Annotated in this window: 23 protein-coding genes; 14 read left to right on the plus strand and 9 right to left on the minus strand. The window is 71.9% G+C overall.

The annotated features are described in order from the left end of the window. Positions 1 to 419 precede the first annotated feature (419 nt). Entirely contained in the window at positions 420 to 1961 is a 1542-nt protein-coding gene (gene hutH / locus AC061S_RS29490) for a histidine ammonia-lyase (RefSeq protein WP_243340698.1), read from the plus strand. Between the two features lie 89 nt (positions 1962 to 2050). On the opposite strand, the gene AC061S_RS29495 is transcribed toward hutH, so the two are convergent. Continuing rightward, complete coding sequence (locus AC061S_RS29495) at positions 2051 to 2341, minus strand: hypothetical protein (RefSeq protein ID WP_478688938.1); 291 nt, start codon at positions 2339 to 2341, stop codon at positions 2051 to 2053. Between the two features lie 107 nt (positions 2342 to 2448). Between AC061S_RS29495 and AC061S_RS29500 the strand changes: the two genes are divergently transcribed. The 5 genes from AC061S_RS29500 (at position 2449) to AC061S_RS29520 (ending at position 7791) form a co-directional block, all read left to right on the plus strand. Beyond that, positions 2449 to 2790 carry a hypothetical protein gene (locus tag AC061S_RS29500; RefSeq protein ID WP_478688939.1) on the plus strand — a complete coding sequence of 114 codons (342 nt, stop codon included), beginning with the start codon at positions 2449 to 2451 and terminating at the stop codon, positions 2788 to 2790. Between the two features lie 114 nt (positions 2791 to 2904). Beyond that, positions 2905 to 4188: a L,D-transpeptidase gene (locus tag AC061S_RS29505; protein ID WP_478688940.1), complete on the plus strand. Its 1284-nt coding sequence runs from the start codon at positions 2905 to 2907 to the stop codon at positions 4186 to 4188. A gap of 231 nt (positions 4189 to 4419) precedes the next feature. Further along, positions 4420 to 5922 (plus strand): ABC transporter permease, encoded by a 1503-nt coding sequence (locus AC061S_RS29510; RefSeq protein ID WP_478688941.1) that lies wholly within the window; start codon positions 4420 to 4422, stop codon positions 5920 to 5922. 131 nt (positions 5923 to 6053) lie between these two features. Then, positions 6054 to 6731 (plus strand): ABC transporter ATP-binding protein, encoded by a 678-nt coding sequence (locus tag AC061S_RS29515; protein WP_266880775.1) that lies wholly within the window; start codon positions 6054 to 6056, stop codon positions 6729 to 6731. Positions 6732 to 6765: 34 nt separating this feature from the next. Further along, positions 6766 to 7791: a GNAT family N-acetyltransferase gene (locus tag AC061S_RS29520; RefSeq protein WP_478688942.1), complete on the plus strand. Its 1026-nt coding sequence runs from the start codon at positions 6766 to 6768 to the stop codon at positions 7789 to 7791. 19 nt (positions 7792 to 7810) lie between these two features. Here the strand turns inward: AC061S_RS29520 and AC061S_RS29525 are convergent, their stop codons facing one another. Then, a complete protein-coding gene (locus AC061S_RS29525; protein ID WP_478688943.1) occupies positions 7811 to 8737 on the minus strand; it encodes a helix-turn-helix transcriptional regulator in 927 nt (308 codons plus the stop codon). 217 nt (positions 8738 to 8954) lie between these two features. On the opposite strand from AC061S_RS29525, the gene AC061S_RS29530 reads away from it, so the two are divergent. The 3 genes from AC061S_RS29530 (at position 8955) to AC061S_RS29540 (ending at position 15354) form a co-directional block, all read left to right on the plus strand. Then, positions 8955 to 10001, plus strand: a complete 1047-nt coding sequence (locus AC061S_RS29530) for an NAD(P)-dependent alcohol dehydrogenase (protein ID WP_478688983.1) — start codon at positions 8955 to 8957, stop codon at positions 9999 to 10001. Between the two features lie 206 nt (positions 10002 to 10207). Continuing rightward, positions 10208 to 12382 (plus strand): sulfatase family protein, encoded by a 2175-nt coding sequence (locus AC061S_RS29535; RefSeq protein ID WP_478688944.1) that lies wholly within the window; start codon positions 10208 to 10210, stop codon positions 12380 to 12382. A gap of 224 nt (positions 12383 to 12606) precedes the next feature. Further along, positions 12607 to 15354, plus strand: coding sequence for a PKD domain-containing protein (locus tag AC061S_RS29540; protein WP_478688945.1), 2748 nt, complete (start codon positions 12607 to 12609; stop codon positions 15352 to 15354). Positions 15355 to 15430: 76 nt separating this feature from the next. Here the strand turns inward: AC061S_RS29540 and msrA are convergent, their stop codons facing one another. After that, positions 15431 to 16096: a peptide-methionine (S)-S-oxide reductase MsrA gene (gene msrA, locus AC061S_RS29545; protein WP_478688946.1), complete on the minus strand. Its 666-nt coding sequence runs from the start codon at positions 16094 to 16096 to the stop codon at positions 15431 to 15433. Positions 16097 to 16175: 79 nt separating this feature from the next. After that, complete coding sequence (locus tag AC061S_RS29550) at positions 16176 to 17282, minus strand: hypothetical protein (RefSeq protein ID WP_478688947.1); 1107 nt, start codon at positions 17280 to 17282, stop codon at positions 16176 to 16178. A 326-nt stretch (positions 17283 to 17608) separates the two neighbouring features. Between AC061S_RS29550 and AC061S_RS29555 the strand changes: the two genes are divergently transcribed. Further along, a complete protein-coding gene (locus AC061S_RS29555; RefSeq protein WP_250751601.1) occupies positions 17609 to 18766 on the plus strand; it encodes a cystathionine gamma-synthase in 1158 nt (385 codons plus the stop codon). 42 nt (positions 18767 to 18808) lie between these two features. Here the strand turns inward: AC061S_RS29555 and AC061S_RS29560 are convergent, their stop codons facing one another. Genes AC061S_RS29560 through AC061S_RS29570 form a run of 3 tightly spaced genes read right to left on the minus strand, consistent with a single transcriptional unit; the run spans position 18809 to position 20105 of the window. Beyond that, complete coding sequence (locus AC061S_RS29560) at positions 18809 to 19051, minus strand: hypothetical protein (protein WP_478688948.1); 243 nt, start codon at positions 19049 to 19051, stop codon at positions 18809 to 18811. Further along, positions 19048 to 19524, minus strand: a complete 477-nt coding sequence (locus AC061S_RS29565; RefSeq protein ID WP_478688949.1) for a sigma factor-like helix-turn-helix DNA-binding protein — start codon at positions 19522 to 19524, stop codon at positions 19048 to 19050. The genes AC061S_RS29560 and AC061S_RS29565 overlap by 4 nt, the downstream gene beginning before the upstream one ends. A 47-nt stretch (positions 19525 to 19571) precedes the next feature. Next, positions 19572 to 20105 carry a MarR family winged helix-turn-helix transcriptional regulator gene (locus AC061S_RS29570; protein WP_478688950.1) on the minus strand — a complete coding sequence of 178 codons (534 nt, stop codon included), beginning with the start codon at positions 20103 to 20105 and terminating at the stop codon, positions 19572 to 19574. Between the two features lie 301 nt (positions 20106 to 20406). On the opposite strand from AC061S_RS29570, the gene ilvA reads away from it, so the two are divergent. Next, complete coding sequence (gene ilvA, locus AC061S_RS29575) at positions 20407 to 21639, plus strand: threonine ammonia-lyase (RefSeq protein WP_478688951.1); 1233 nt, start codon at positions 20407 to 20409, stop codon at positions 21637 to 21639. Between the two features lie 15 nt (positions 21640 to 21654). Here ilvA and AC061S_RS29580 read toward each other — a convergent pair whose 3' ends face one another. Continuing rightward, on the minus strand, positions 21655 to 23652 hold the full coding sequence (locus tag AC061S_RS29580; protein ID WP_478688952.1) for a zinc ribbon domain-containing protein: 1998 nt from the start codon (positions 23650 to 23652) through the stop codon (positions 21655 to 21657). A gap of 140 nt (positions 23653 to 23792) precedes the next feature. Here AC061S_RS29580 and AC061S_RS29585 point away from each other — a divergent pair, with 140 nt between their 5' ends. The 3 genes from AC061S_RS29585 (at position 23793) to AC061S_RS29595 (ending at position 26070) form a co-directional block, all read left to right on the plus strand. After that, positions 23793 to 23930 carry a hypothetical protein gene (locus AC061S_RS29585; RefSeq protein ID WP_243340627.1) on the plus strand — a complete coding sequence of 46 codons (138 nt, stop codon included), beginning with the start codon at positions 23793 to 23795 and terminating at the stop codon, positions 23928 to 23930. Positions 23931 to 24175: 245 nt separating this feature from the next. Then, positions 24176 to 25216: an ATP-binding cassette domain-containing protein gene (locus tag AC061S_RS29590; RefSeq protein ID WP_478688953.1), complete on the plus strand. Its 1041-nt coding sequence runs from the start codon at positions 24176 to 24178 to the stop codon at positions 25214 to 25216. Continuing rightward, a complete protein-coding gene (locus tag AC061S_RS29595; RefSeq protein WP_478688954.1) occupies positions 25213 to 26070 on the plus strand; it encodes an ABC transporter permease in 858 nt (285 codons plus the stop codon). Before AC061S_RS29590 ends, AC061S_RS29595 begins: the two co-directional genes overlap by 4 nt. Positions 26071 to 26150: 80 nt before the next feature. Here the strand turns inward: AC061S_RS29595 and greA are convergent, their stop codons facing one another. After that, positions 26151 to 26648 (minus strand): transcription elongation factor GreA, encoded by a 498-nt coding sequence (gene greA / locus AC061S_RS29600; protein ID WP_478688955.1) that lies wholly within the window; start codon positions 26646 to 26648, stop codon positions 26151 to 26153. Between the last annotated feature and the right edge of the window lie 11 nt (positions 26649 to 26659).

Raw genomic sequence — 26659 nt, forward strand, 5'->3', positions numbered from 1 at the left:
CGGCTGAAATGCCCCGGATCCCGCGCCTCAAACGCCGGCGGGGCTGGATTTGGCCGGCACGCGGAGCGCAGCGTGTGCTGGATTGCCCGGAGGTAACTTCAGCCATCCCCAGCCCCGCCGGCGTTTGAGGCGCGGGGGCCCGGGGGCTGGCCCCCGGCAACGGCGCCGCGCACGGCAACGGGTCCGGGGCGGAGCCCCGGGGAACGGGCGAAGGGCGGGTAGGGGACCCAGCCCCGCAGGGCCCACTCAGTCGCACCCGCCCACCGGGCCCCACGCCGGGACGGCAGTGGCGGCAACCCCGCCCAGCCACTGCCGGACGGAGTCCGGCGCAGCGGGGCGATGCCCGCGTAGCGGTGCGAGCTGCGCGTCAAGAAGGAGTGACATGGAGGGATTCAGTCCGTACGCTGCTGAATATGGATATGCACACTGTCGTGGTGGGAACGTCCGGGACCACCGCCGAAGACGTGATCGCCGTCGCCCGCGGCAACGCCCGCGTCGAGCTCTCCGGCGAGGCCGTCGCCGCGCTCGGACGGGCCCGCGAGATCGTGGAAGCGCTCGCCGCGAAGCCCGAGCCCGTCTACGGGGTGTCCACCGGGTTCGGGGCGCTCGCCTCCCGGCACATCAGCCCCGAGCTGCGCGCGCAGCTCCAGCGCAACATCGTCCGCTCGCACGCCGCCGGCATGGGCCCGCGCGTCGAGCGCGAGGTCGTGCGCGCGCTGATGTTCCTGCGGCTGAAGACCGTCGCCTCCGGGCACACCGGCGTCCGGCCGTCCGTCGCGCAGACGATGGCCGACGTGCTCAACGCCGGGATCACCCCGGTCGTGCACGAGTACGGCTCGCTGGGGTGCTCGGGCGACCTCGCCCCGCTCTCGCACTGCGCGCTCGCGCTGATGGGCGAGGGTGACGCGGAGGGTCCCGACGGGACCGTGCGGCCCGCCGGGGAGCTGCTCGCCGAGGCCGGGATCGCCCCCGTCGAGCTCCGCGAGAAGGAGGGCCTCGCCCTCCTCAACGGCACCGACGGCATGCTCGGCATGCTGGTCATGGCCCTCGCCGACCTCGGCAAGCTGTACACCTCCGCCGACATCACCGCCGCGCTGACGCTGGAGGCGCTGCTCGGCACCGAGAAGGTGCTCCAGCCCGAGCTGCACGCCATCCGCCCGCATCCCGGCCAGGGCGCCTCCGCCGCGAACATGGCCGCCGTCCTGAAGGGCTCCGGGCTCACCGGGCACTTCCAGGAGGAGTCCGCCCCGCGCGTCCAGGACGCCTACTCCGTGCGCTGCGCCCCGCAGGTCGCCGGCGCGGGCCGCGACACCATGGCGCACGCCGCCCTCGTCGCCTCCCGCGAGCTGGCCTCCGCCGTCGACAACCCGGTGGTGCTGCCCGACGGGCGCGTGGAGTCCAACGGAAACTTCCACGGCGCCCCGGTCGCGTACGTCCTGGACTTCCTGGCCATCGCCGCCGCGGACCTGGGGTCGATCGCCGAGCGGCGCACCGACCGGCTGCTCGACAAGAACCGCTCGCACGGCCTGCCGCCGTTCCTCGCGGACGATGCCGGCGTGGACTCCGGGCTCATGATCGCCCAGTACACGCAGGCCGCACTCGTGAGTGAGATGAAGCGGCTCGCGGTTCCGGCCTCCGCCGACTCGATCCCCTCCTCCGCCATGCAGGAGGACCACGTCTCGATGGGCTGGTCGGCCGCGCGCAAGCTCCGTACCGCCGTCGACAACCTCACCCGGATCGTCGCGATCGAGCTGTACGCGGCCACCCGCGCCATCGAGCTGCGCCACGGGCTCACCCCGGCGCCGGCCAGCCGGGCCGCCATCGCGGCGGCGCGTGCGGCGGGTGTGGAGGGTCCCGGGCCGGATCGTTTCCTCGCGCCCGACCTGGCCGCCGCGGACGCCTTCGTCCGTTCGGGTGCACTCGTGGACGCCGTCGAGGCCGTCACCGGCCCCCTCGCCTGAGGCGAACGGGTCGAGTAGATAGTCGAGTAAACAAGGGTGTGGTTCGGGGATGGCCCCCGAGCCGCACCCTTCCGCGTGTCCGGCCGCCGTTACGCCGTGCGCGAGCGGCGTACGGAGAAGGCCACGAAGCCGGCCCCGGCGCTCAGGAAGAGCGTGCCGCCGAGCAGGTAGGGCGTGGTGTCGACGCCGCCCGTGTCGGCGAGCTCGAGGGCGGGACCGGTCGCGGAGGCGGCCTGGACCTGGGTGTTCGCGGCGGCGGGCGCGCCGGAGGCGGCCTTCGCGTGCTCGGGCGCGGTGGCGTTGGCCGAGGGGACGAACCACAGGACGGCGAGGAGGGTGGTCGCTCCGAGAGCGGTGACTGTTGATCGGCGTGCGGACACGGTGCGATCCCCCTTGTGGCAGCAGCGAATTGGCCCCGTGCGGTGATGCTACGGAAAGGGGCGGGTCGTGGGAAAGTCGGGGCCGCCACGGGATTACTCTCCGTCGTATGAACCCTTCTGAGACCTCACGATACGTACGCCTTCGGGTGGATTTGGTCCTTGAAGTGCCGGACGTGGACGCGCTCACCGGAGCCGCCCTCGCGCACATCAAGGCCGACGAGTTCATGCCGGACGAGGAGCGCGGCCACGCCGAGGCGGCCGTCCGGGAGGACGAGTCGGAGGCCCTGGCCTACCTGGTGGACCCCACTGACCTGGTCGCGGAGATCCCCGGCGTGGAGCTCGCACAGGCCTCCTGGAGCAGCGAGCCCGTGGAATACGACCCCGAGTCCATGGAGTGGGACCTCGACGAGGAAGATGGGGACCTCGACGAAGAGACTGACAACGCCTGACGGTGGGGTTGACCACATCCCAACGGAATGTGGCAGCACCTCGGGGTGTTATGCGTTGTCAGGATAGGCAGGGGGGTCATGCCCCCTGCCGGGGAATTCGGGGTTCCGGCAACGATGGAGTGGCGTGTGAGGACGGACAGCAAGCGGCGGAGAAGGTCCCTGGTGGCCATATCCGCCGTACTCGGCGGCGTACTGGTGCTCGCGGGATGCGGCGGCGACGACGGCGACGGCGGGAAGACGCCGCAGGCCAGCGGGGAGGCGTCGCCCAAGTCGCAGGCGGACGTGGACGCGGCTGCGGCCAAGGACGCCTCCAAGGCGAAGATAGCCATCACGCCCAAGGACGGCGCCGCCAACGTCGGCCTGAACGACGCGGCCAACGTGGCCGTCACCGAGGGCACGCTCACCCAGGTCGAGCTGAAGAGCTCCGAGGGCACGGCGGTGCCGGGCAAGATAGCCGCCGACGGCAAGAGCTGGAAGCCGGACGGCGCGCTGAAGCGCTCGACCAAGTACGCGCTGTCGGCGACCGCGAAGGACGAGGCGGGCCGCGAGGCGCACGAGAACGCCTCCTTCACCACCGTCTCCCCGCAGAACAGCTTCGTGGGCTCCTTCATCCCGGACGCGGGCCAGACCGTCGGCGTGGGCATGCCGGTCTCGATCACCTTCGACAAGTCGATCAAGGACAAGAAGGCCGTCCAGGCGGCCATCACCGTCACCTCCAGCAGCGGCCAGGAGGTCGTGGGCCACTGGTTCAGCACGCAGCGGCTGGACTTCCGCCCGGAGAAGTACTGGCAGGCGGGTTCCACCGTCACCCTGAAGCTGGCGCTGGACGGGGTCCAGGGCGGCCCCGGGATCCAGGGCGTGCAGAGCAAGACCGTCACCTTCAAGATCGGCCGGAGCCAGGTCTCCACGGTCGACGCGAAGACCAAGAAGATGACGGTCACCCGTGACGGCGCGGTCCTCAAGACCATCCCGATCTCGGCCGGCGCCCCGGCCAACCCCACGTACAACGGCCAGATGGTGATCTCCGAGAAGTTCAAGGAGACCCGGATGAACGGCGCCACCGTCGGCTTCACGGACGACGACGGCAAGGGCGAGTACGACATCAAGGACGTACCGCACGCGATGCGCCTGTCGACCTCGGGCACCTTCATCCACGGCAACTACTGGGGTGCGGACTCGGTCTTCGGCAGTGCCAACACCAGCCACGGCTGTGTCGGCCTGAACGACGCCAAGGGCGCGAACGACCCGAGCCAGCCCGCGGCCTGGTTCTACGACAACTCCCTCATCGGAGACGTCGTCACGGTCGTCAACTCCCCGGACAAGACCATCAAGCCGGACAACGGCCTCAACGGCTGGAACATGAACTGGGCGGAGTGGAAGGCGGGCGCGGCCGTCTGACGCGCCGAGACGACAGCTGAACCCCGCGACGGACGGCGGGGAGCCCCGGCCAGGGGGCTCCCCGCCGTCCGTCTGTGCGTCCGTCTGTGCGTCCGGCTGCGCGCGCGTGCTCCCGTGTGCGTGCGTGTGTCCGTGTGCGTGTTCCTGTGTGTGACCTGTGGCTTTGCGTTCTCATCCGACTCTTATGGACGGCTTATCCGGCCGTCACGGGTGCTGCCTAATTTCGGCCGCATGTTCTTCACCTACCTCCGGCGCGAGCTGCGCCGACGCCGGAAGGCGGCGCTCGTCGTCGCCTCCGGACTCGCTCTGGGCATCGCCCTCGTCATCGTCGTCACCTCCGTCTCGGCGGGCATGGCGCAGGCCCAGGGCAAGGTCCTCCAGTCGCTCTACGGCCTCGGCACGGACATGACCGTCACCAAGGCCCAGACCCCGCCCGCCGAGGGCGACACCGCGGCCCGCCCCCGGTTCAGGTTCGACGCGAAGGGCGAGGGCGACGCGAACGCCGAGGCCGAGCAGAGCAGCGACCTCGTGATGCCCCAGGGCTTCGAGACGCTCGACGCCGCGACCGTGGACAAGGTGTCCGGCCAGGCCGGCGTCGCACAGGCCGTCGGCGGCCTCAGCCTCCAGGTGATGAAGGTCAACGGGCAGTTCAAGCGCGGTGAGTTCAAGCGCGCCGAGGGCGAAACGGGCGGCGGCGCGGCCGCCGAGCCGGGCGCCACCGGCGGCGCCACCGGCGGCACGGGCGGCACGGTCGAGGGCGGCGGCGCCGACTTCGACGTCAACTCCTTCTCCGTCTACGGCGCCGACGTCACCCGGCCCGAACTGGGACCGCTCACCACCTCCAAGATCACCTCGGGCCGCACCTTCGCGGCCGGCGAGACCGACGCGGCCGTCGCCGTCGTCGACAGCGCCTACGCCACGAAGAACAAGCTCGCCCTGGACTCCGAAGTCACCATCAAGAACGCCAAGTTCAAGGTGATCGGGATCGCCACCGCCGACAGCGGCGACGCGGCCGCCAACGTCTACGTCCCGCTCAAGCAGGCCCAGACCCTCGCCGAAACCCCCGACAAGATCACCACGGTCTACGTCCAGGCCGAGGACTCCCAGGCGATCGGCTCCGTCAAGCAGGCCATCCAGAAGAACGTCCCGGACACCACCGTCACCACCTCGGCCGACCTCGCCGACACCGTCTCCGGTTCGCTCTCCACCGCCGCCTCCCTCGCCTCCACCGTCGGCACCTGGCTCTCGTACGCGGTCCTCCTCGCCGCCTTCCTCGTCGCCGGCCTGCTGACCTCCTCCGCCGTGTCCCGGCGCGTCCGCGAGTTCGGCACCCTCAAGGCGCTCGGCTGGAAGAGCGGCCGCGTCACCGGCCAGGTCGCCGGCGAGGCCCTGGTCAACGGCCTCATCGGCGGTGCGCTCGGCATCGGCCTCGGGCTCGCGGCCGCGTACGCCATCACCGCGATCAGCCCGCAGCTGACCGCGCAGCTCGCGGGCGGCGCCGGCCGGCTCCAAGGCCCGGGCGGCGGGGGCGGGGGCGGGGGCAGCGGGATGATGCGCTCCGCCCAGCAGGGCGCCGGCAAGGCCCTCGACATCGCGCTCACCGCGCCCGTCTCGCTCTCCACCATCGGCCTGGCCGTCGCGCTCGCCGTCGCGGGCGGACTGATCGCAGGCGGCTTCGGCGGGTGGCGCGCTTCCCGGCTGAGGCCGGCGGACGCACTGCGCCGCGTCGAATAGCCCGCGGCCCGCAGGCTCGTACGGCTGTGTCTGTGTTCGTGTTCGTGTCCGTGTGTGCAGCCCCGCGTCCGCCTGCCGGCCCGCGTGCCCGCCCGTCCCCCCGCTCCGCAACCCGAGGGAACCAACCAGAGATGTACCAGCTCACCGGTGTCACCAAGCGCTACCAGCGCGGCAAGGAATCCATCGACGCGCTCGCCGGCGTCGACCTGACCATCGAGGACGGCGGCCGGCTCGTCATCCAGGGCCCCACCGGCGGCGGCAAGTCCACCCTGCTCCAGATGCTCGGAGCCCTGGACCGCCCGACGGCGGGACAGATCGTCCTCGACGGACTCGACCTCGCCACCGTCTCCGAATCCCGCCTCACCCGGGTCCGCGCGGAGAGCATCGGCTTCGTGTTCCAGTCCTTCAACCTGATCCCGACGCTCACCGCTCAGGAGAACGTCGAGACGGCCCTCGTCCCGCTCGGACTCAAGGCCCGCGAGCGGCGCGACCGGGCCGCCGAGGCGCTGGACTCCGTGGGCCTCGGCGAGCGGATGGGCCACCTGCCCGGGGAGATGTCCGGCGGCCAGCAGCAGCGCGTGGCCATCGCACGGGCGCTGGTGAAGCGGCCGAAGGTGCTGCTGGCCGACGAGCCGACCGGCAACCTCGACGAGTCCATGCGCGACGAGGTCATGGAACTGCTCGAAGGGCTGTGGAAGGAACACGGCCTGACCTTCGTCATGGTCACCCACGACAGCGCGCTCGCGAAGCGGGCCCCGCGGGTGGCGACGATCCGCCGGGGGAAGGTGACCGTCACCGAAAACGCCTGAGCACCCCGCCGCGCTCCGGATTAGGGTCCGGAGCATGACGATCACCGCGCTCTCCGTGCCCCCGACCGACGCCGAAGTCGACCACTGGTGGGCCGTCCTGGCCGCCGCCCGGACGGCCGACCTGCCGGGGACTCCGCCGCCCTCCCGGACGGAGGTGGCCGGAGCGCTGCGGGTGCCGTCGGCGCGGGGGCGCTCGCTGCACTGGGCCACGGAGGACGCGGTCGCCTCCCTGGTCCTCTTCACGGACGGCAGCAACGACCACACCGCGTTCCTGGACGAGCTGACCGTACGGCCGGACGCGCGGCGGCGCGGTGTGGGAGCGGCCCTGTGGGCGCGGGTCCGCGAGGAGCTGCTCGCGGACGGCCGGACCTCGGTCGCGGCGGAGGTGGACCTGGGGGGTCCGGGGCAGGCGTTCGCGGAGTCGGTGGGGTTCGAGAACGTCCTGTCGATGGCCTGGTACGTCCAGGACGTGCGCGAGGCACGGTGGGTGCAGGGGGCGGCGCAGGCGGCGCAGGCGGCGCAGGCGGCGCAGGCGGGGCAGGGCGGGTCCGGGTCCGTGTCCGCCGCGTCCACGCCGCGCGGCTATGAGCTGCACTGCTGGCCCGGGCTGGTGCCCGACGACCGGGCGCAGGCCGTGGCCGTCGCCCACGGCGCGATGGAGGACGCGCCGATGGGGGAGCTGGACCAGCAGATCCAGACCTGGACGGCGGAGCGGCTGCACGCGGCGCACCGCAAGATCCTGGACCGGGGAGGCGCACTGACCACGGTCGCCGCCGTCACCCCGGACGGCGAGGTGGCGGCCTACACGGAACTGGTCCTCCTCGACCCGGCGGTCCCGCGCGCGCTCCAGTACGACACCGTGGTGGTCCCCGCGCACCGGGGCCACGGCCTCGGCCGCGCGGTCAAGCTCCGCATGCTCGCGGAGGCGGCGACCCTCCACCCGGACCTGCGCACCATCGCCACCTCGGTGGCCGACGACAACACCCCGATGCTCGCGGTCAACGAGGCCCTGGGCTACCGGCGCGAACGCGGGGTCGGGTACTTCCAGCTGAAGCTGTAGCCGGGGCCCCGGCGGTGTCTTACGGGGCGGATTCCTCGACGGGACCCGGGGCGTGCTCCCGGTCGAGGTCCTGGTTCCGGTCCCGGTCGGGGGAGGCGGGTGGCGCGGACCAGGAGGCGAGCAGGCTGAGGGCGTCGGCCGAGGGGGAGCCCGGGGCCGCGTGGTAGGTGACCAGGAACTGCGCCGGGTCGTCGGGGAGGGCCAGGGTCTCGAAGGAGAGCAGGAGCTCGCCGACCAGCGGGTGGCGCAGTCGCTTGACGCCGTGCGTCTTGTTGTCCGCCACCGTGTGGGCCGCCCACAGCCGGCGGAACTCCTCGTTCTTGACGGACAGTTCACCGACCAGCGCGGACAGCCGCTCGTCGTCCGGGAACTGCCCGGCGTACACGCGCAGATTGCTCACCACCTCGCACGCCCGGCATTCCCATTCCGCGTACAGCTCGGCCGTCGCCGGGTCCAGGAACACCAGCCGCACCAGGTTGCGCTCCTGCGCCGGGAGCGTCCCGAAGTCGCCGAAGACCGCCGCGGCCAGCCGGTTCCAGCCGATGACGTCCTGGCGCCGCCCGACCAGGTACGCCGGTACGCCGTCCATCGCGTCCAGCAGCGTCCGCAGCTCCGGCCGGACCTGCTGGGGGCGCGGGGCCTGGCGGCGTCTGCGGGGCTTGGGGCCGGCCAGGCGGCTCAGGTGCGCGCGCTCCGTGCCGTCCAGGCGCAGGGCCTGCGCGATGGCGTCGAGGATCTCCGCCGACACGTTCTGGCCGTGGCCCTGCTCCAGCCGCGTGTAGTACGCGACCGACACGCCCGCCAGTTGCGCCAGCTCCTCGCGGCGCAGGCCGGGGACCCGGCGGTGGCGCCCGTAGTCGGGCAGTCCCACGTCCTCGGGGCGCAGCCGGGCGCGCCGGGAGCGCAGGAACTCGCCGAGCTCGGCTCGCTGATCAAGCTGGTCCATTACCCCAGTATCACCGCGCGGGGGCGTGCGACGGGGGCGGGAGCCTGACCCCGCCAAGGGTAGGTCCGCCAGACCTAGGCAGGGCAGGGGGATGGGTGTCCGGGGCGGCGGAAGGCAGGCTGTGACCACACAGCAGTCCCGCACCGCGGTCCGCACCGCGGTCCGCACCGCGGTCCGCACCGCGGTCCCGCACAGCAGTCTTTCGAGGAGCCCCATCGTGTCCGTCACCCAGGTCGCCGCCTACGCCGCTCCCGCGCCCAAGGCCCCGCTGGAACGCACCACCGTCCCGCGCCGTCCGGTCGGCGCGCACGACGTCCTCATCGACATCAAGTTCGCCGGCATCTGCCACTCCGACATCCACCAGGTCACCGACGGCTGGGGCGAGGGCATCTACCCCATGGTCCCGGGCCACGAGATCGCCGGTGTCGTCGCCGAAGTCGGCCCCGAGGTCACCAAGTTCGCGGTCGGTGACCGGGTGGGCGTCGGCTGCTTCGTCGACTCCTGCCGCGAGTGCGAGCAGTGCCTCGCCGGGCAGGAGCAGTTCTGCGCCAAGGGCATGACCGGCACGTACAACGCCCTCGACAAGAACGGGGAGCCCACGTACGGCGGTTACTCCACGCACCTCGTCGTCGACGAGAACTACACCGTCCGCATCCCCGACGGCCTCGCCCTCGACATCGCCGCCCCGCTCCTGTGCGCCGGCATCACCCTCTACTCCCCGCTCAAGCACTGGCAGGCCGGCCCCGGCAAGCAGGTCGCCGTCGTCGGCCTGGGCGGCCTCGGCCACATGGGCGTCAAGATCGCCCACGCGCTCGGCGCCGAGGTCACGGTCCTCTCGCAGACCCTGCGCAAGCAGGAGGACGGGCTGAAGCTGGGCGCCGACCACTTCTACGCCACGAACGACGAGGCCACCTTCACCGAGCTGGCCGGCCGCTTCGACCTGATCGTGTCCACCGTCTCCGCACCGCTCGCCCTCGACTCCTACCTGGGCCTGCTCAAGGTGGACGGGGCCCTGGTGAACGTCGGCGCCCCGGAGGAGCCGGTCTCGCTGAACCTCTTCTCCGTCATCGGCGGCCGCAAGACCCTGGCCGGCTCGATGATCGGCGGGATCGCCGAGACGCAGGAGATGCTCGACTTCTGCGCGGAGCACGGGCTCGGCGCCGACATCGAGCTGATCCGCGCCGAGGAGGTCAACGAGGCGTACGAGCGCGTCCAGTCGGGCGACGTCCGCTACCGCTTCGTCATCGACACCTCGACCATCTGACGAGTCCTTGATGGCCGCCTGACGAGTGCCTGATGGCCGTCTGACGGGTGCCTGACGGCCGTCTGACGGGTGCCTGACGGCGCCCCCGGGGTGCACATCGCCCCCCGGGGGCCGCCGTCACACGCTTTTCATGCCCCGTGCATGGTCTCGGCGGCCGTCCGCGCGGACGATCTTCCCATCAGCCTTCAGCCGCAGGGGAGTTCGAGATGTCCAGCCGCCGCCACTTCCTCGCGGGTTCCGCGGCCGCCGCCGTCGGCCTCGCGGCCCTCCCGCAGGCCGTCCAGCCCGCGCAGGCGGCCGCAGCCGGGACGGAGGGTCCGCCGAACCTCGTGGTGATCCTGGCCGACGATCTGGGCTACGGGGACCTGGGCGCGTACGGCCAGAAGCTGATCACCACCCCGCGCATCGACCAACTCGCAGCCGAGGGGCTCCGGTTCACTGACGCCTATTCCGCGGCCGCCGTCTGCGCCCCCTCCCGCGCCGCACTGCTCACCGGCCTGCACACCGGCCACGCCGCCGTCCGGGCCAACCCCTCCGGCGGCGGCCAGGGCAGCCTCGGCGCGGGTGACACCACCTTCGCGGAGGTGCTCCGGGCGCGCGGCTACCGTACGGGCCTCTTCGGCAAGTGGGGCTTCGGACCGGAGGCCGGGAACCAGCCCAGCCACCCGGGCGCGCGGGGCTTCGAGGAGTTCTACGGGTACATCGACCACGGGCACGCCCACCAGTACTACCCGGCGTACCTGTGGAACGGCCACGCCAAGGAGACCGTTCCGGCGGGCACCTTCGCCCCCGACGCGATCGCCGCGCGCGCCCTCGGCTTCATCGACGCCCACGCCGCCGGCCCCGCCCCCTTCCTGCTCTTCCTCACCCCGAACCTCCCGCACGCCCCGAGCGAGATCCCCGACGCCGGCGCCTACGCCGACCGGTCCTGGACGCAGGCGAACAAGTCGCACGCGGCGCAGATCAGCCTCCTCGACGCGCAGGTCGGCGCGATCGTCGACCGGCTGAAGGCGCGCGGCGTCGCGGAGCGCACGGTGGTCCTGGTGGCCTCCGACAACGGCCCGCACGAGGAAGGCGGGGTGAACCCGGACCTCTTCGACGCCAACGGCCCGCTGCGCGGCTACAAGCGGAACCTCTACGAGGGCGGCGTGCGCGTCCCCCTCGTCGCCTGGTCCCCGGGCCGGATCGCCCCAGGCACCACCAGCGCCCGCCCCACCCCCCTCTACGACCTCCTGCCCACCCTCGCCGACCTGGCGGGCGGCGCCCCGGCACCCTCCGACACCGACGGGCTCTCGGCGGCCCCGGTCCTGAACGGCGCCCCGGCGCTCGCCCCGGTCCACGACCACCTGTACTGGTACCGCGACGAGCAGGGCGTCACCAGCCGGGCCAACACGCAGGACGGCGGCCGGGCGAAGCAGGTCGCGGAGGCCATCCGCAAGGACCGGTGGAAGGCTGTACGGTTCGCCCCCGCGCGGGACCGGACCGTACCGGACGCGCAGTGGCAGTTCGAGCTCTACGACCTGACGGCGGACCTCGCCGAGAAGCACGACGTGGCCGCCGCGAACCCGGCGGTGGTGGCCTCCCTCACCACCCTGCTCCGCTCCTCCTGGGCCGACGTGTATGCCCGCCGCCCCTGGGGCCTGACCACGACCGCCTCCCCGTCCGCCGGCTCGCTCACCACCACCCTGGCCAACGGAACGGCCCGCCCCTGGGCCGACGCCCGGGTCTCCCTGACCGTCCCGGCGGGCTGGACCGCGACCCCCGCGGGCCCGGTCGCGGCGGCCTCCCTCGCCCCGGGGGCGGCCCTGACGACGGTGTGGACCCTGACCGCCCCGCCGGGGGCCGCCGCCACCACCCTCACCGCGTCGGCCACGGCGGGCGGCTCCGCCTTCACCGCGCAGGCCCCGTACGCCCCGCTGCCCGCCCCGCCCACGCGGGACGGCTACCTCAGCGACCTCCCCTGGGTCTCGGCGGCCAACGGCTGGGGCCCGGTGGAGATCGACCGCTCCAACGGCAAACAGGCGGCGGGCGACGGCACCCCGATCGCCTTCGGCGGGGTCACGTACGCGAAGGGCCTCGGCGTGCACGCCCCGTCGGAGATCGTCTACCACCTGGGCGGCCGCGGGAACCGCTTCACGACCCTGGTCGGCATCGACGACTTCTCGAAGAAGCAGTCGGCGTCCGGAGCCACCCGCGCCACCGTGCGCGGCGACGGGCGGATTCTCGCCACGACGGGCGTCCTGACCGGTGCCTCGGGGCCGACGGCGCTCGACGTGGACGTACGGGGGGTGCGGCTCCTCCACCTGGTGGTCGAGGACGCCAATGCGAACTCCGCCTTCGACCACACCTCGTGGGCGGCGGCGCGGGTGACGGTGGTCTGAGGGAGGCCACCGGAGTCGATGCGGGCCCCCTCCGGTGGGTGGATATGGGGTAATGGCGGCGAATTATCGGAGGTGACAGCGGGTTCACGGCAGTGGATGATGCTCGGAGACTTACGGATCAGTGTGTGCCCGACCGTTGCAGGGGGGAACGGCCGGGCAGCCGTGTGCGGCTCCGTGTCCTTTGGTCCTTCCCCCGCGCTTCTCCGCCGAAGGAACTCTGCCCCGTGCGCCCTACCCGTAGGACGGTCCTGCTCACCGTGGGCCTCGTCACCCTCCTCGGCCTGCCGGCCACCGCGGCGGCCGCCGCGGACCCGGCCGACCTGTACGTGAACAGTGCGGAAGGCTCCCACTGCTCTGACGGCGGTGCCGGTACGAAGGCCGCCCCGTTCTGCTCGATATCGGCGGCCGCGAAGGTCGTCCAGCCGGGCCGGACCGTGTGGATCGCGCCGGACACGACCTACCCCGACGAGGTCACCATCGACCGCTCGGGAGAACCGGGCAAGCCGATCACCTTCGCCGTTACGGAAGGGCGCAACAACTTCCGCTCCTACCTCGACAAGGGCCTGACCGTCGACGGGGCCTCCCACGTGGTGATCCGCAAGCTCCAGGTCCGCGGAGGCACCAAGGTCGTGCGCTCCGGCGACATCGAGCTCGACCGGCTCAACGTCGGGGTCGGCGCGGACCTCAAGGGCCTCGTAGTCGGCGAGGGAAGCACGGACGTGCGCGTCACCCGCAGCGACCTGAGCGGTGTCTGGATCGACGGCGGAGCCCGGGGCACGGTACTCGGCCGGAACGCCATCGGCGGCCTGACCAACAAGACGGCCGTCACCGTGGCGGACGCCCCCGGTACCGCCGTCACCAACAACACGTTCGTCACCGCCTGCGAGGCGGCCCTCGCGGTCAGAGGCGCCTCGGCGGGCTCCTCCGTGTCCAACAACGTGTTCGTCACCTGGGACGATGTCCGCTGCACGTCGCCCGTGCCGCGCACCGGCATCCTGGTGGCGGCGAACGCGGCGGCGGGTGTCCGGGCCGACTACAACGTGATCACCGGCCCCGTGGTCAAGATGGCCCCCTACACGTGGGCCGGCACGGCCTACCCGACCCCGGCGGCGTTCACGGCCGCAACGGGCCAGGGCGCACACGACATCCTGGCCCCGGACTTCGAGGCGGTCGGCCCGAAGGACGGCTCTCCCACCATCGACTCGGGCGACCCGACGGCGCCGGGCGTGATCCCCGACGACTACTACGGGAAGCCCACCGCCGACGATCCGCGGGTCCCCAACTCCGGCAAGAACGGCGGCTACATCGACCGGGGGGCGTACGAGACCCAGGACGACCTGAGCGGCGTCGGGCTGGACGTCGCACCGGCATGGGCGCCCGTCGGCACCAAGGTGAGGGCGACGGCGAAGGCGGCGAGTTCCTGGGCCGCCGCACTCACCTACCGCTACGACTTCGGTGACGGGACGCCCCTGGTGGCCACCAAGGCGACCACCGCGGAGCACGTGTACAGCACACCGTGTGCCTGCGAGGTAAAGGTGACGGCGATCAACGCTGTCGGGAAAGAGGTCTCCGGCTACGGATACACCAAGGTGGCCCCGGCCGGCCCGCTGACCGCCGCGTTCACGGCCGAGCCGTACCTGCCGACGGTCGCCGACCCCCTGGACGGCCCCGGCCCGCTGAGCATCTTGGTCGATACGGCGGCCACCGCGGCGCCGTGGCCGGTGACGAGCATGGACGTGGACTTCGGCGACGGCGCGACCGTTCACAGTGACGACCTGTCCAGAACATGGCACTCCTACAAGTCGCCCGGCGATTACCGGGTGACGCTGACCCTCCAGGACTCCAAGGGCGCGAAGTCCACGGTCGCCAAGACCGTCAAGGCCCGTTATGCACCGTCCGGTTACGTTGCCACCGAGCCCTTCCGGCTGCTGGACACCCGCACGACCAACACCCCCGTCCAGGGCGGGAATCCGATCCCGGTGCGGCTGCCCAACTCAACCGCCATCCCGGGGCACGAGCTCTCGGCCGGCATGGCTTCGGTGGTCCTGAACGTCACGGTCACCGGCGCCACCGAGGACACTCACCTCGGTATCTGGCCTTCGGGGCAGGCCCGTCCGGCGACCTCGAACCTCAACGTTGCTGCCGGCGGCACTTCGGCCAACACGGTCACCGTCCCGGTCGGTGCCGACGGCAAGATCCAGGCGCAGCTGAACTCGGGCCGGGCTTCCCTGATCGTGGACTTCGTGGGCTTCTACCAGCCGAACATCGGGCAGCGTTTCTCCCCGCTCGCCCCGACCCGGGTCCTGGACACCCGTACGACCAGCGGTGCGCTGCCCGGCGGCAAGACCCGCACGGTGAAGGTGGCGGGCGTCAACGGCATCCCGGCGGACGCCACCGCCGTCGCGCTCAACCTCACGAGCACGGGCGCGAAGGAGCAGGCGCACGTCATCGCCTACCCCGACCCGGCGAAGCGTCCCGCGACCTCGAACCTGAACGTGGAGCCGGGCAAGGACAAGTCGAACCAGGCGATCGTCCCGGTCGGCCCGAACGGCGCCATCACCCTCTTCACCAACTCCGGCTCCACCCACCTGATCCTTGACGCGGTCGGCTACTACGGCAAGGACGGCAAGGCCCTCTTCACGCCCGTCGTCCCGAAACGCCTCGCGGACACCCGCACCACGGGCAAGGTCGCCCCGGGCGCCACGACCACCCTCTCCGGCCTCCCGGCCAACGCCATCGGCGCGGTCCTCAACATCACCGCCACCGACTCCACCGCCCCGGGCTTCCTGACCGCGTACGGCTACGGCGGCAAGCTCCCCGGAGCCAGCAGCCTGAACACCCTCCCGGGCCTCACGGTCCCGAACCACGTGATCTCCCCGGTCGGCACGGGCGGCAAGGTGAGCATCTTCAACAGCTACGGCGGCCCCAACCACGTGATCACCGACCTCCTCGGCTACTTCACGGCGAGCTGACGCCCCCGGAACACGACAGAGCCCCGGCTCCCGCGACGCGCGGGGGCCGGGGCTCCTTCGTACGTGGCTCTCGGCCTCAGCCGTCGGCGCGGGCCACGCCGATCGGGCAGGAGACGCCCGTGCCGCCGATGCCGCAGTAGCCGCCGGGGTTCTTGTCCAGGTACTGCTGGTGGTACGCCTCCGCGTTCCAGAACGGGCGCTCCGACGCCGGGAGGACGGCCGTGGTGATCGTGCCGTAGCCGGAGGCGGTCAGGACGCGCTGGTAGGCCTCGCGGGAGGCCTCCGCGGTGGCCTGGTCGGCGGCGGAGTGGGTGTAGACCGCCGAGCGGTACTGGGTGCCGACGTCGTTGCCCTGGCGGAAGCCCTGGGTGGGGTCGTGGGACTCCCAGAAGAGCTTCAGCAGGGCTTCGTAGGAGACCAGGGAGGGGTCGAAGACGACCCGGACCACCTCGGTGTGGCCGGTGCCGCCCGAGCAGACCTCTTCGTAGGTCGGGTTCTCGGTGAAGCCGCCCTGGTAGCCGGCCAGGGTGGTCCACACCCCCGGGGTCTGCCAGAACTTGCGCTCGGCGCCCCAGAAACAGCCGAGGCCGAAGTCCGCGACCTGGAGGTGGGCGGGGTACGGGCCCGCGAGGGGGTTGCCGAGCACGGTGTGCACGGCGGGCAGCCCGAAGAGCGGCTCCGCGCGGCCGGTCAGGGCTTCCTCGCGGGTGGGGAGCTCGGGCGTGCGGCGGTACGAGAACATGGATTCCCTCCTTGTGGTCTACCGATAACGGCGGACGACGGGCCGGGATTCCCTGTTTCTCGTACTGCCCCGGCCGCCGTCAGTGCGGCAGGGTTGCCGGGGAGCCGCCGTTGGCTTCGTAGCCGGCCACTGCCAGGGCGCGGTAGATCGCGTACGAGGCAGCCGGGTCCGGGTCTGCGGACCAGGGGAGGGCGCCCACGTAGCCGTCGACGTGGCGGATCTGGTCCATCGCCTCCGACCAGCGCTCGCCGCCGACCAGGAAGAGGATGAGCAGGTGGCGTACGTGCGCCAGCATCGGGTCGTCGGGGCGCGCGGTGTGGACGGCGTACAGGGCGCCCTCCACCGCCCGGGTCACGGACGCGCTCTGGTGGAAGCTGCGGATCAGGACGACGTCGGGGACGTGCTCGTACAGCGCGAAGAGGGGGAGCGCCGCCAGCAGGGAGCCCTGCGGGGCGCGGGCCGCCGCGTAGTGGGTGAAGGCGTCGGCCTTCTCCCGGGAGCCGTGCCACTTCTCGCACCAGTAGTTCAGCGCCGCCAGGTGCGCGCCCATGTGCTGCGGCGCCCGGTCGATGATCTTCGCCCACAGGGCGTCGTACTCGGGCTCCGAGTAGTGCAGCATGCGGGCCACGGACAGCTCGATGATGTACGGGACCGGGTCGCCGGGGGCCAGCAGCGCGGCCTTCCGGCAGGACTCCCGGGCCTCCTCCGCGATGATCCGTACGTCGGCCTCGCTCATGCCCTCCGGGCGCCGCCACATCTGCTGCGCCAGCAGCTCGGCGTGCACCTGCGCGCCGCCCGCGTCCTTCGGGGCCTCCAGCCGCCACGCCTTCAGCCACCCGGCCCCGGCCCCGGGCTCCTGGGAGAGCTCCAGCGCCGCCGAGCCGGCGAAGGCCTGGACGCGCTGCCAGCGCACCTCGCCGTCCCGGGCGGTGCCGGCCAGCAACTGGGAAGCGGCCTGCCACTGGCCGGTCCGTCGCACGTGGTCGAGGGCGTCCATCAGGTCCTGGTCGGGCCCGGGGATCCGGATGTCGAGCTCCTCCTGGAGGGCGAATCCGTAGTCCGCCGGGTCGGCGGCGTCCGGGCTCCCGGGCGTGACCAGGCGCAGTCCGCCGCGCCTGCGCCGCAGGATCGGTCCGACGGCTGCCAAGAGCAGGGCCATCGCGAGCAGGAACCACAGAATCTCCATCCCCCCAGCGAACCAGACCCACCCCGGGAATGGCCAATAGGAGGCAAAGGAGGGCGCGAAACGGTCTTCCGGCCGAGGCCCCCCGCGACCTGGTCCGCGACCCCCTCCGTGCACCCCGGAGGCGGGGCCGCGGAGGGCCCGGACGGGGCACAAGCGGTCTCGGGGAGGTGGGGCACACTTCCGCGCCGCCCGGCACGGCACCTCGCCGCACTGCCGCATCACCCGAGTACGTCCAGTACGCGGGAGATGCGGCAGCACGCCGAGGCACCGCACCGGACGACGCGGAAGCGCACCCCACCTCCCCGAGACCGCTTAGCATCGGGGCCATGAGCGACGACAGCCACGAGCACCAGAGCTTCGAGACCCGCGCCATCCACGCGGGCAATACGGCGGACCCGCTGACCGGCGCGGTCGTGCCCCCGATCTACCAGGTGTCCACGTACAAGCAGGACGGCGTCGGCGGACTGCGCGGCGGCTACGAGTACAGCCGCAGCGGCAACCCGACCCGTACCGCGCTTGAGGAGAACCTCGCGGCGCTGGAGGGCGGCCGGCGCGGCCTCGCCTTCGCGTCCGGGCTCGCCGCCGAGGACTGCCTGCTGCGTACGCTGCTCTCCCCGGGCGACCACGTGGTCATCCCGAACGACGCCTACGGCGGCACCTTCCGCCTCTTCGCGAAGGTCGTCTCCCGCTGGGGCGTCGAGTGGTCGGTAGCCGACACCTCCGACCCGGCGTCGGTGCGCGCGGCGATCACCCCGAAGACCAAGGTCATCTGGGTGGAGACCCCCTCCAACCCGCTGCTCGGCATTACGGACATCGCCGTCGTCGCCGACATCGCGCGGACGGCCGGCGCCAAGCTGGTCGTGGACAACACCTTCGCGTCCCCCTACCTCCAGCAGCCCCTCGCGCTCGGCGCGGACGTGGTCGTGCACTCGCTGACCAAGTACATGGGCGGCCACTCCGACGTGGTCGGCGGCGCCCTCGTCGCCGCCGACGCGGCGCTGGGCGAGGAACTGGCCTACCACCAGAACGCCATGGGCGCGGTGGCCGGGCCCTTCGACTCCTGGCTGGTGCTGCGCGGCATCAAGACGCTGGCCGTCCGCATGGACCGGCACGCGGAGAACGCGGGCAAGATTGCCGAGATGCTGTCCCGCCACCCCAAGGTCCACACGGTCCTCTACCCGGGCCTGCCCGAGCACCCGGGCCACGAGATCGCCGCCAAGCAGATGCGCAACTTCGGCGGCATGATCTCCTTCCGCGTCACCGGCGGTGAGGAGGAGGCCGTCGCGATCTGCGACCGGACCAAGATCTTCACCCTGGGCGAGTCCCTCGGCGGCGTCGAGTCCCTCATCGAGCACCCGGGCCGCATGACCCACGCCTCGGTGGCCGGCTCGGCCCTGGAGGTCCCGGGCGACCTGGTCCGCCTGTCGGTCGGCATCGAGAACGCCGACGACCTGCTGGCCGACCTGGCACAGGCGCTGGGCTAGTCAGCCCGTAGGACCGAACAGGTCTCCCCGCCCGAGCACGTCCTACCAGGGCGGGGAGACCTCACTCGAAGGCGTCGACCAGGCACCGGTCAGCGAGGCCCACACCACGAAGGCCACCACCGCCGCCCACAGCAGGATCCAGCCGATGCGCTGTACGGTCCTGCGGCGTCGCAGCAGCCGGTCGCCGCGGGCGGCCGCGCCCGCCGCGAGATCGGGCGGCACCGCCGGGTACGGGCCCTCCAGCAGCCGCTTGACCTGGGCTTCCCTGGGATCGGGGGGACTCATGCCGCCTCCCGGTGGCGGGCGCCCGGCCGGGGACCGGGGGCCGCGCCGGGGCGCGAGCGCAGCTCGGCGACGGCCCGGTCGCACAGGCTCCGTACGCGCTCGGGCGCCAGCCCCAGCTGCGCCGCCGTGACTTCCTCCGCGACCCCTTCGTAGAGCCGCAGCACCACGACGAGCCGCTCCAGCGGGCCCAGCCGCCCGAGTACCCCGCTGCCCCCGTGGTGGCGGCGGCCGGTGTGGGCGAAGGCGGCGCACAGTTCCTGGCGGGTGTGGTCGTACGGGTCGTCCCCGCGCAGCCTGCGCCAGTTCGCGTACGTACGGGCCAGTGCGCCGCCGAGCAACGCGCGCGCGGCGGGGGCGTCGGCCGCGGTCGTCGCGGGCTCCGCCGTCAGCAGGATCGCGACGCGCAGGAGCCGCCCCGCCGCGCCCGCGACGAAGGCTTCGAACTCCGCGTAGGGGCCCGGCCCGTGGTCCACAGTCCACATAGTGCGGCCGGAGGGACCGCCTCGGAAGGGGTCGGACGTCAGGAGGCGGGGCCGGCCTCGGAACCTGGCTCGGAGCCGGCCGACATCAGCTCGGACAGCGAGACGTTGAAGCGGGTCAGCAGCGCGGTGAACGACTCGCGCTCCTCCTCGTCCCAGCCGTCCGTCACCCGGGCCATCAGCTCGCGCCGCGAGGAGCGGACCTCCTCCAGCCGCGCCAGCCCGCGCGGGGACAGCGCGAGCACGACGGCCCGTCCGTCCTCGGGGTGCGAGGTCCGCTTGACCAGGCCGCTGTCGACGAGCGGGGCGACCTGGCGGGTGACGGTGGAGGAGTCGATGCCCATGCCGCCGGCGAGCGCCTTGACGCCCATCGGGCCTTCCAGGTCGAGCCGGTTCAGCAGCAGGTACGCGGCCCGGTCCATGGAGTTGCGGGCCTGGCCGACCCCGCCCAGGCGGGTCTGCTCGGCGCGCCGGGCGAAGACCGCCACCTGGTGCTGGAGCGCGTCGAGGAGACCGGCTTCGGCGGGTGCGCCGGCCGGCGCGGGCAGGTCGGAACTGGCCGGGGTGGAGGGCATGGCCGTGGGCTCTCTTCGCATGGGGCCGACAAGGATGGGGGACAGAGTACGCGGCCGTGCGACGGCTCGTACTCCTCGTACAAGAACTGATACGGCAGCGGTGAAACGGCGACTACGAGCCGTCCCGCATGGCGAGATTCCGACGCTCCCGCACCTTTCCCGCGAGCCCCTCCCGCCCCACCACCCGGCCCCGCCGGCGCCCCTCCCCGAGGCCCGCCGCCGCCCCTCCCCGCGCCCCGCCCCTCACCCGTCCCGCCCAGCGCAGCGCAGCGCGCCACGGACCGGCTGCGAGACTGGCCGCATGAACTACCGCGTGCCGCAGCCCGTCCCGCAGGTCATCCTCGACGACATCCGGGGGGCCCAGAAGATGCTGTCCGGCGTCTCCCGGGTGACCGCGATGGAGGGCAGCCGGTACCTCTCCTCGCTGACCGGCTCCCCGGTCCACTTCAAGTGCGAGAACCTCCAGCGCACCGGCTCCTTCAAGCTGCGCGGCGCGTACGTGCGCATCGCGGGCCTGCGCCCCGAGCAGCGGGCCGCCGGCGTCGTCGCCGCCAGCGCCGGCAACCACGCCCAGGGCGTGGCGCTGGCCTCCTCCCTCCTCGGGGTCCGCTCGACCGTGTTCATGCCGGTCGGGGCGCCGCTGCCGAAGGTGGCCGCGACCCAGGACTACGGCGCCGAGGTGCGGATGCACGGGCAGGTCGTGGACGAGACGCTGGCCGCGGCCCAGGAGTACGCCGACCGCACGGGCGCGGTGTTCATCCACCCCTTCGACCACCGCGACATCATCGCGGGCCAGGGCACGGTCGGCCTGGAGATCCTGGAGCAGTGCCCCGAGGTGCGCACGATCCTGGTCGGCATCGGCGGCGGCGGGCTCGCCGCCGGGGTGGCGGTCGCGGTGAAGGCGCTGCGCCCCGACGTCCGGGTGATCGGAGTCCAGGCGGCGGGCGCGGCCGCGTACCCGCCCTCGCTGAAGGTCGGGCACCCGGTGTCCATCGACAACCCGAACACGATGGCGGACGGCATCAAGGTGGGCCGGCCCGGGGACATCCCCTTCAAAATCATTGGCGAGCTGCTCGACGACGTCCGTACGGTGTCCGAGGACGCGCTCTCCAGCGCCCTGTTGCTCTGCCTGGAGCGGGCGAAGATGGTGGTCGAGCCGGCCGGGTGCAGCCCGGTGGCCGCGCTGCTGAGCGAGCCCGAACTGTACGGGGACGGCCCGGTGGTGGCCGTGCTGTCCGGCGGCAACGTCGACCCGCTGCTCCTGCAGCGGATCCTTCGCCACGGCATGGCGGCGGCCGGCCGCTACCTGTCGCTGCGGCTGCGGGTGACCGACCGGCCGGGGGCGCTGGCCGGTCTGCTGGGGGAGTTGTCAGTGGTGGATGCGAACGTGTTGGACGTGAGCCACGTGCGGACGGACCCGCGCCTGGGGCTCACGGAGGTGGAGGTGGAGCTGCACCTGGAGACGAAGGGGCCGAAGCACTGCGCGGAGGTCGCGCGGGCGCTGCACGGCGCGGGGTACAAGGTCATGGGCTAAGACTTGATCCGTAGGTCACCAGAGGGTGAGCTGCGGACTGCACGCGGGGCGGGGACCGGGCTTTCCGGCGTGGCCACGCGAGCGTGACTCATCCGGGGTCGCTCGGTGCCGCTGTCCGGCGGTTCGGGGAGCAGAGGTCTCGCGGCATTGCCGTGGGACTGCCACGCGACCCGACCGCCGGAGCAGTTTCGGGCTCGGTGTGGTTGACTCCCGCAGCGCTTCTTCCAGCGCTTGCGCGTAGGTGATCTGTGCGTGCCGGGACATGGTGGCGTCCAGGTACGCGGTCTTGGGGTCGTCCACGTCGGTGAAGCGGACGAACGCGGCCAGCGCGGCGGATACGAGGTCCCGCTTGCCGGTGAGGCCGCACGCGGTGCACCTGTGCTCGCGGTCTCGCAGGGTCTTGGAGACGTGCTCGCCGCACAGGCAGTGCTGGGACAGGGCCGTCGACCACGTAGAAGCCCGGACCAGCCGGCCTCCTGCCGCCTCGCACTCCACCTTGAGGGCGGAGATCAACATGCCCGGCGTGGTCTGCGACAGACGCTTGCCCCACAGCCGGTACCAGGTGCGGATGTCGCAGTCCTCGACCACGAGCACGGGACCGTGGGCAGCAATGATCTCGCGGGCCACCAGCCGAGCGCGGTGGCGGCGGTGTTCAGCGATCCCGGCAGCCTGTTCGGCCTGGCGGGCGCGCGTCTCCCGGTAATGGGCAGAGAGCCGGTCACGGCGGAACGCCTGCTTCGGTACTCCGTCGGACCGGGCGGCCCGGGCACCACCGGGGACGGTCACGGCCTTGGGCTTGAGGCCCCGCGCTTCCCTCCGGGCAGCGTGCTTGGCCTGCTTCTTCGACAGCCCGTACTGCGCGGCGTTCGTCGCACGACGGGAGCGCTCCAGTGCCCGCGTGCGATCCCGCCGCTTCTTCGCCTGCTTCTCCAACAGGGCCCGCCCGGCTTCGGTGAGCGTGACCTCGGTGGAGACGGGCTTGCCGCTGGTGAGATCGGCGGGGAAGGAGACGACTGAGAGATTGGAGACGTTGCCGTCCACACCGCCGACACGATCGAGCTGGGCGGCACGGTCGCGCATGGCCCGCACGCCGGGCGCGGTGTATCGGGGGCCGAGCATCATGAGGTGCGCCTCGTACACCCAGCCGCCCGGTGCGTAAGCCTTCCGGCGGCGGACGAGGTCCACCTTGTGCCAGCGGCCGGGATGGGAGAGGAAGTGCTGTGTACGCGCCCACTGGCCGGGCTGCTGCGGGATACGTACGGGAAGCACGAGGTCACCACGGCCACTGTCGGGGCCCCCGGCGAACACCACGGCGAGGGGGCCGGTGTGGTCCCACCACGTCGCCTTACGGGTGGCGGGCTTGCCTGAGGCGCTGACCTTGCCCGTGGGCACGCGGTCCGGGGTCGTGGGCTTGGGCATCCGGAGCGGCTGCGTCAGCGCGTGCCGGCCGCCGCCGGTGTAGGCCATGGCGTGGCCGTGGAGGGTGCCGGTCAGGCGGAAGGTTTCCCACTTGTTGTCGGTCGTGTGGGAGCGGGCGCGGCCAGGAATGCGGGTGAAGTCGTGCCAGTTGCCTGCCTGCGGACGGCCGAAGCGTTGGCCGGTGTAGTCGGGGAAGAGGTGCCGCTGCACCCCGTTCCACACCTCATCGGCCATGTGCATGGCCAGGGCCTTACTCACATGGTGCTTCAGGTGCCCGGAGTCCTCCAAGTGCTTGTACGCACAGCGTTCCAGACCCTCACGGGACAGACCGAGGCGCTGGCGGGCGGACTTGCCCTTGTCGCGCTCGCGTTCATGCTCCGAGGCCCAGTAGGCGTCCACCTTGGCGCGGGCGTCACGCCGGACGGCGCGCTTGATCGACCACATTGCCCCGAACAGCTTCTCCAGCCGGGCGATGTCGGCGGGGCCGGTGACGGTCAGCGGCAGCACCATCACCGACACGACCCCGTCGTCGGGCTTGGTCCATTTCGGTGCCTTGTTCTTTCCCCGGAACTTCCGCGCCTGGGCAGCTTGCATTACCGTCACCTCCCATCACTAGTAGCTGACCTACGGCACAATATCTGATGAGTTGAGCTAAGACAGCTGAATGGAACGGGTTCATGGCAGCAACGATTCCTGGATATGCAGATGCCCGACAGGCGGCGGAGCGGCTCAAAGTGACCGTTCAGCACGTCTACAACCTCAACAGCAGCCGCGCCGACTTCCCGGCTCCCGTCTACATCGGCCGAACTCCGCTGTGGCCCGTTGACCAGCTGGATGCCTGGCGTGAAGCCCACCCCCAGCACGGAAAATAGCCGACCTGTCACCGAGTAGGGGAAAGCCGGCCCCGGGGTCGGGTGCAGCGGTCGCTCGCGCTGGGAGTCGCCCCATGTGTGCATCCAGGAGTCCTCGTACGCCCGTGCGGTCGGGGATATTCCGTAGCGGGACGCGATATAGCGCGTTACGGTGGCGCTCGGACGGCGGGTCCAGGCCCCCGCCCATAGGATTCGCGTAGAAATGTAACGATTCAGCCGGTTCGATTCGCACTGGGAGTACCCATATGCCAGGCGCCATCTACGCCGAAGGTCTGGTCAAGACCTTCGGCGACGTAAGGGCTCTGGACGGCGTTGACCTCGATGTACCCGAAGGCACGGTCCTCGGTCTGCTCGGCCCCAACGGCGCCGGCAAGACCACGACCGTCCGCGTCCTGACCACCCTCCTCCAGCCCGACAGCGGCAAGGCGGTAGTGGCCGGGATCGACGTCCTCAAACACCCCAACGAAGTCCGGCGCGCGATCGGCCTCTCCGGCCAGTTCGCCGCCGTCGACGAATACCTCACCGGCCGCGAGAACCTCCAAATGGTCGGCCAGCTCTACCAGATGGGCGCCAAGGCGGCCAAGGCCCGGGCCGCCGAACTGCTGGAGCGCTTCAACCTCGGCGACGCCGCGGACCGCACGGCCAAGACGTACTCCGGCGGCATGCGCAGGCGACTCGACCTCGCCGCGGCCCTCGTCGTCAGCCCGCCCGTGATGTTCATGGACGAGCCCACCACCGGTCTCGACCCGCGCAACCGCCAGGCGCTGTGGGCCATCATCCAGGAGCTCGTCGCGGGCGGCACCACCCTGCTGCTCACCACGCAGTACCTGGAGGAGGCCGACCACCTCGCGCACGACATCTGCGTGGTCGACCACGGCCGGGTCATCGCACGCGGCACTTCCGACCAGCTCAAGGCCCAGACGGGCGGCGAGCGCGTCGAGGTCGTCGTGCACGAGCGCGAGCACATAGCCACCGCCCGCGAGGTCCTCGCCGGCTTCGGCAAGGGCGAGACCACCGTCGAGGAGCACACCCGCAAACTGACCGTGCCGGTCTCCGGCGGTGCCAAGCTGCTCGCCGAGGTCATCCGCGAACTCGACGGACGCGGCATCGAGATCGACGACATAGGCCTGCGCCGTCCCACCCTGGACGACGTGTTCATCTCCCTGACCGGCCACGCGGCGGAGCTGATCGCCGAGGAGAACGGAGAGGCCCCCGCCGACGCGAAGGCCGCAAAGGCCGCGAAGTCGACGGGCAGCCGCAAGGACCGCAAGGAGGCGGCGAAGTGACCCTCACCTCCACGACCCCGGAGCTGGCGGCGCCCCGCCCGCGCGGCGGCATCGTCCAGGGGATCAACGACTCGCTGGTCATGGCCAAGCGCAACCTGATCCGCATGTCCCGCATCCCCGAGATGATCATCTTCGGGGTGATCCAGCCGGTGATGTTCGTCGTCCTCTTCAGCTACGTCTTCGGCGGCTCGATCTCCGTCGGCGGCAACACCTCGCCCGCCGCCTACCGCGAGTTCCTGATGGCCGGCATCTTCGCCCAGACCGTCACCTTCGCCACCGCCGGCGCGGGCGCGGGCATCGCGGACGACATGCACAAGGGGCTCATCGACCGCTTCCGGTCCCTGCCCATGGCGCGCGGCGCGGTCCTCACCGGCCGCACCCTCGCCGACCTCGTGCAGACCACCCTCACGCTCGTCGTCCTGGCGATCGTGGCGCTGCTCGTCGGCTGGCGCACCCACACCAACATCGGCGAGGTCCTGGGCGGCTTCGCCCTGCTGCTCCTGCTCGGCTACGCGTTCTCCTGGATCGGCGCCCTGATCGGCCTGTCGGTGCGCACCCCGGAGGCCGCCACCTCGGGCGGGCTGATCTGGCTCTTCCCGCTGACGTTCATCTCGAACGCCTTCGTCCCCTCCGACAACATGCCGACGTTCCTGCGGCACATCGCGGAGTGGAACCCCTTCAGCGCCACCGTCCAGGCCGCCCGCGAGCTCTTCGGGAACCTTCCGCCGGGCTACCCGACCCCCGAGGCGTGGCCGATGCAGCACCCGGTCATCGCGTCGATCCTCTGGTCGGTGCTGATCATCGTGGTCTTCCGCACCCTGGCGGTGCGCAAGTACCGCTCGGCGACGGTGTAGCCGCCGCAAGCACCGCAGAAAACACCTCGCCCCGCCGGGCAGCAGCCCGGCGGGGCGAGGTGTGAAAAGAAGGGGGGTGATCAGCCGGTGAAGGGCTTGACGTCGAGGATCTTGACCGAGGCCTGCTTGCCGTTCGGCAGCTCGTACTGGGCGTCCTCGCCGATCTTCTTGCCCATCACGCCGGAGCCCAGCGGGGACTGCGGGGAGTAGGTCTCGAAGTCCGAGGAGGCGTACTCGCGCGAGGCCAGCAGGAACTCCATCGTGTCGTCCTCGTCGCCGTCGAAGGCGATCTTGACCAGGGTGCCGGGGGCCACCACGCCGTCGGAGGCGGGGGCCGTGCCGACCTTGGCCTTCTCCAGCAGCTGCGTGAGCTGGCGGATGCGGAGCTCCTGCTTGCCCTGCTCCTCCTTGGCCGCGTGGTAACCGCCGTTCTCGCGGAGGTCACCCTCCTCGCGGGCGGCCGCGATCTTGATCGTGATCTCCGACCGTGCGGGACCAGAGAGGTACTCCAGCTCGGCCTTCAGCTGGTCGTACGCCGCCTGGGTCAGCCAGGTGACGCTCTCGCTCGTCTGGGTCACGGGTGCTCCTC

It is taken from the genome of Streptomyces sp. CA189, from assembly GCF_056428985.1.

What these genes read in the sequence shown, in the direction of transcription:
- hutH (WP_243340698.1), top strand. Translation starts at nt 420, where the DNA reads ATGCACACTGTCGTGGTGGGAACGTCCGGGACCACCGCCGAAGACGTG.
- AC061S_RS29500 (WP_478688939.1), top strand. Translation starts at nt 2,449, where the DNA reads ATGAACCCTTCTGAGACCTCACGATACGTACGCCTTCGGGTGGATTTG.
- AC061S_RS29505 (WP_478688940.1), top strand. Translation starts at nt 2,905, where the DNA reads ATGGAGTGGCGTGTGAGGACGGACAGCAAGCGGCGGAGAAGGTCCCTG.
- AC061S_RS29510 (WP_478688941.1), top strand. Translation starts at nt 4,420, where the DNA reads ATGTTCTTCACCTACCTCCGGCGCGAGCTGCGCCGACGCCGGAAGGCG.
- AC061S_RS29515 (WP_266880775.1), top strand. Translation starts at nt 6,054, where the DNA reads ATGTACCAGCTCACCGGTGTCACCAAGCGCTACCAGCGCGGCAAGGAA.
- AC061S_RS29520 (WP_478688942.1), top strand. Translation starts at nt 6,766, where the DNA reads ATGACGATCACCGCGCTCTCCGTGCCCCCGACCGACGCCGAAGTCGAC.
- AC061S_RS29525 (WP_478688943.1), bottom strand. Translation starts at nt 8,737, where the DNA reads ATGGACCAGCTTGATCAGCGAGCCGAGCTCGGCGAGTTCCTGCGCTCC.
- AC061S_RS29535 (WP_478688944.1), top strand. Translation starts at nt 10,208, where the DNA reads ATGTCCAGCCGCCGCCACTTCCTCGCGGGTTCCGCGGCCGCCGCCGTC.
- msrA (WP_478688946.1), bottom strand. Translation starts at nt 16,096, where the DNA reads ATGTTCTCGTACCGCCGCACGCCCGAGCTCCCCACCCGCGAGGAAGCC.
- AC061S_RS29550 (WP_478688947.1), bottom strand. Translation starts at nt 17,282, where the DNA reads ATGGAGATTCTGTGGTTCCTGCTCGCGATGGCCCTGCTCTTGGCAGCC.
- AC061S_RS29555 (WP_250751601.1), top strand. Translation starts at nt 17,609, where the DNA reads ATGAGCGACGACAGCCACGAGCACCAGAGCTTCGAGACCCGCGCCATC.
- AC061S_RS29560 (WP_478688948.1), bottom strand. Translation starts at nt 19,051, where the DNA reads ATGAGTCCCCCCGATCCCAGGGAAGCCCAGGTCAAGCGGCTGCTGGAG.
- AC061S_RS29570 (WP_478688950.1), bottom strand. Translation starts at nt 20,105, where the DNA reads ATGCCCTCCACCCCGGCCAGTTCCGACCTGCCCGCGCCGGCCGGCGCA.
- ilvA (WP_478688951.1), top strand. Translation starts at nt 20,407, where the DNA reads ATGAACTACCGCGTGCCGCAGCCCGTCCCGCAGGTCATCCTCGACGAC.
- AC061S_RS29580 (WP_478688952.1), bottom strand. Translation starts at nt 23,652, where the DNA reads ATGCAAGCTGCCCAGGCGCGGAAGTTCCGGGGAAAGAACAAGGCACCG.
- AC061S_RS29590 (WP_478688953.1), top strand. Translation starts at nt 24,176, where the DNA reads ATGCCAGGCGCCATCTACGCCGAAGGTCTGGTCAAGACCTTCGGCGAC.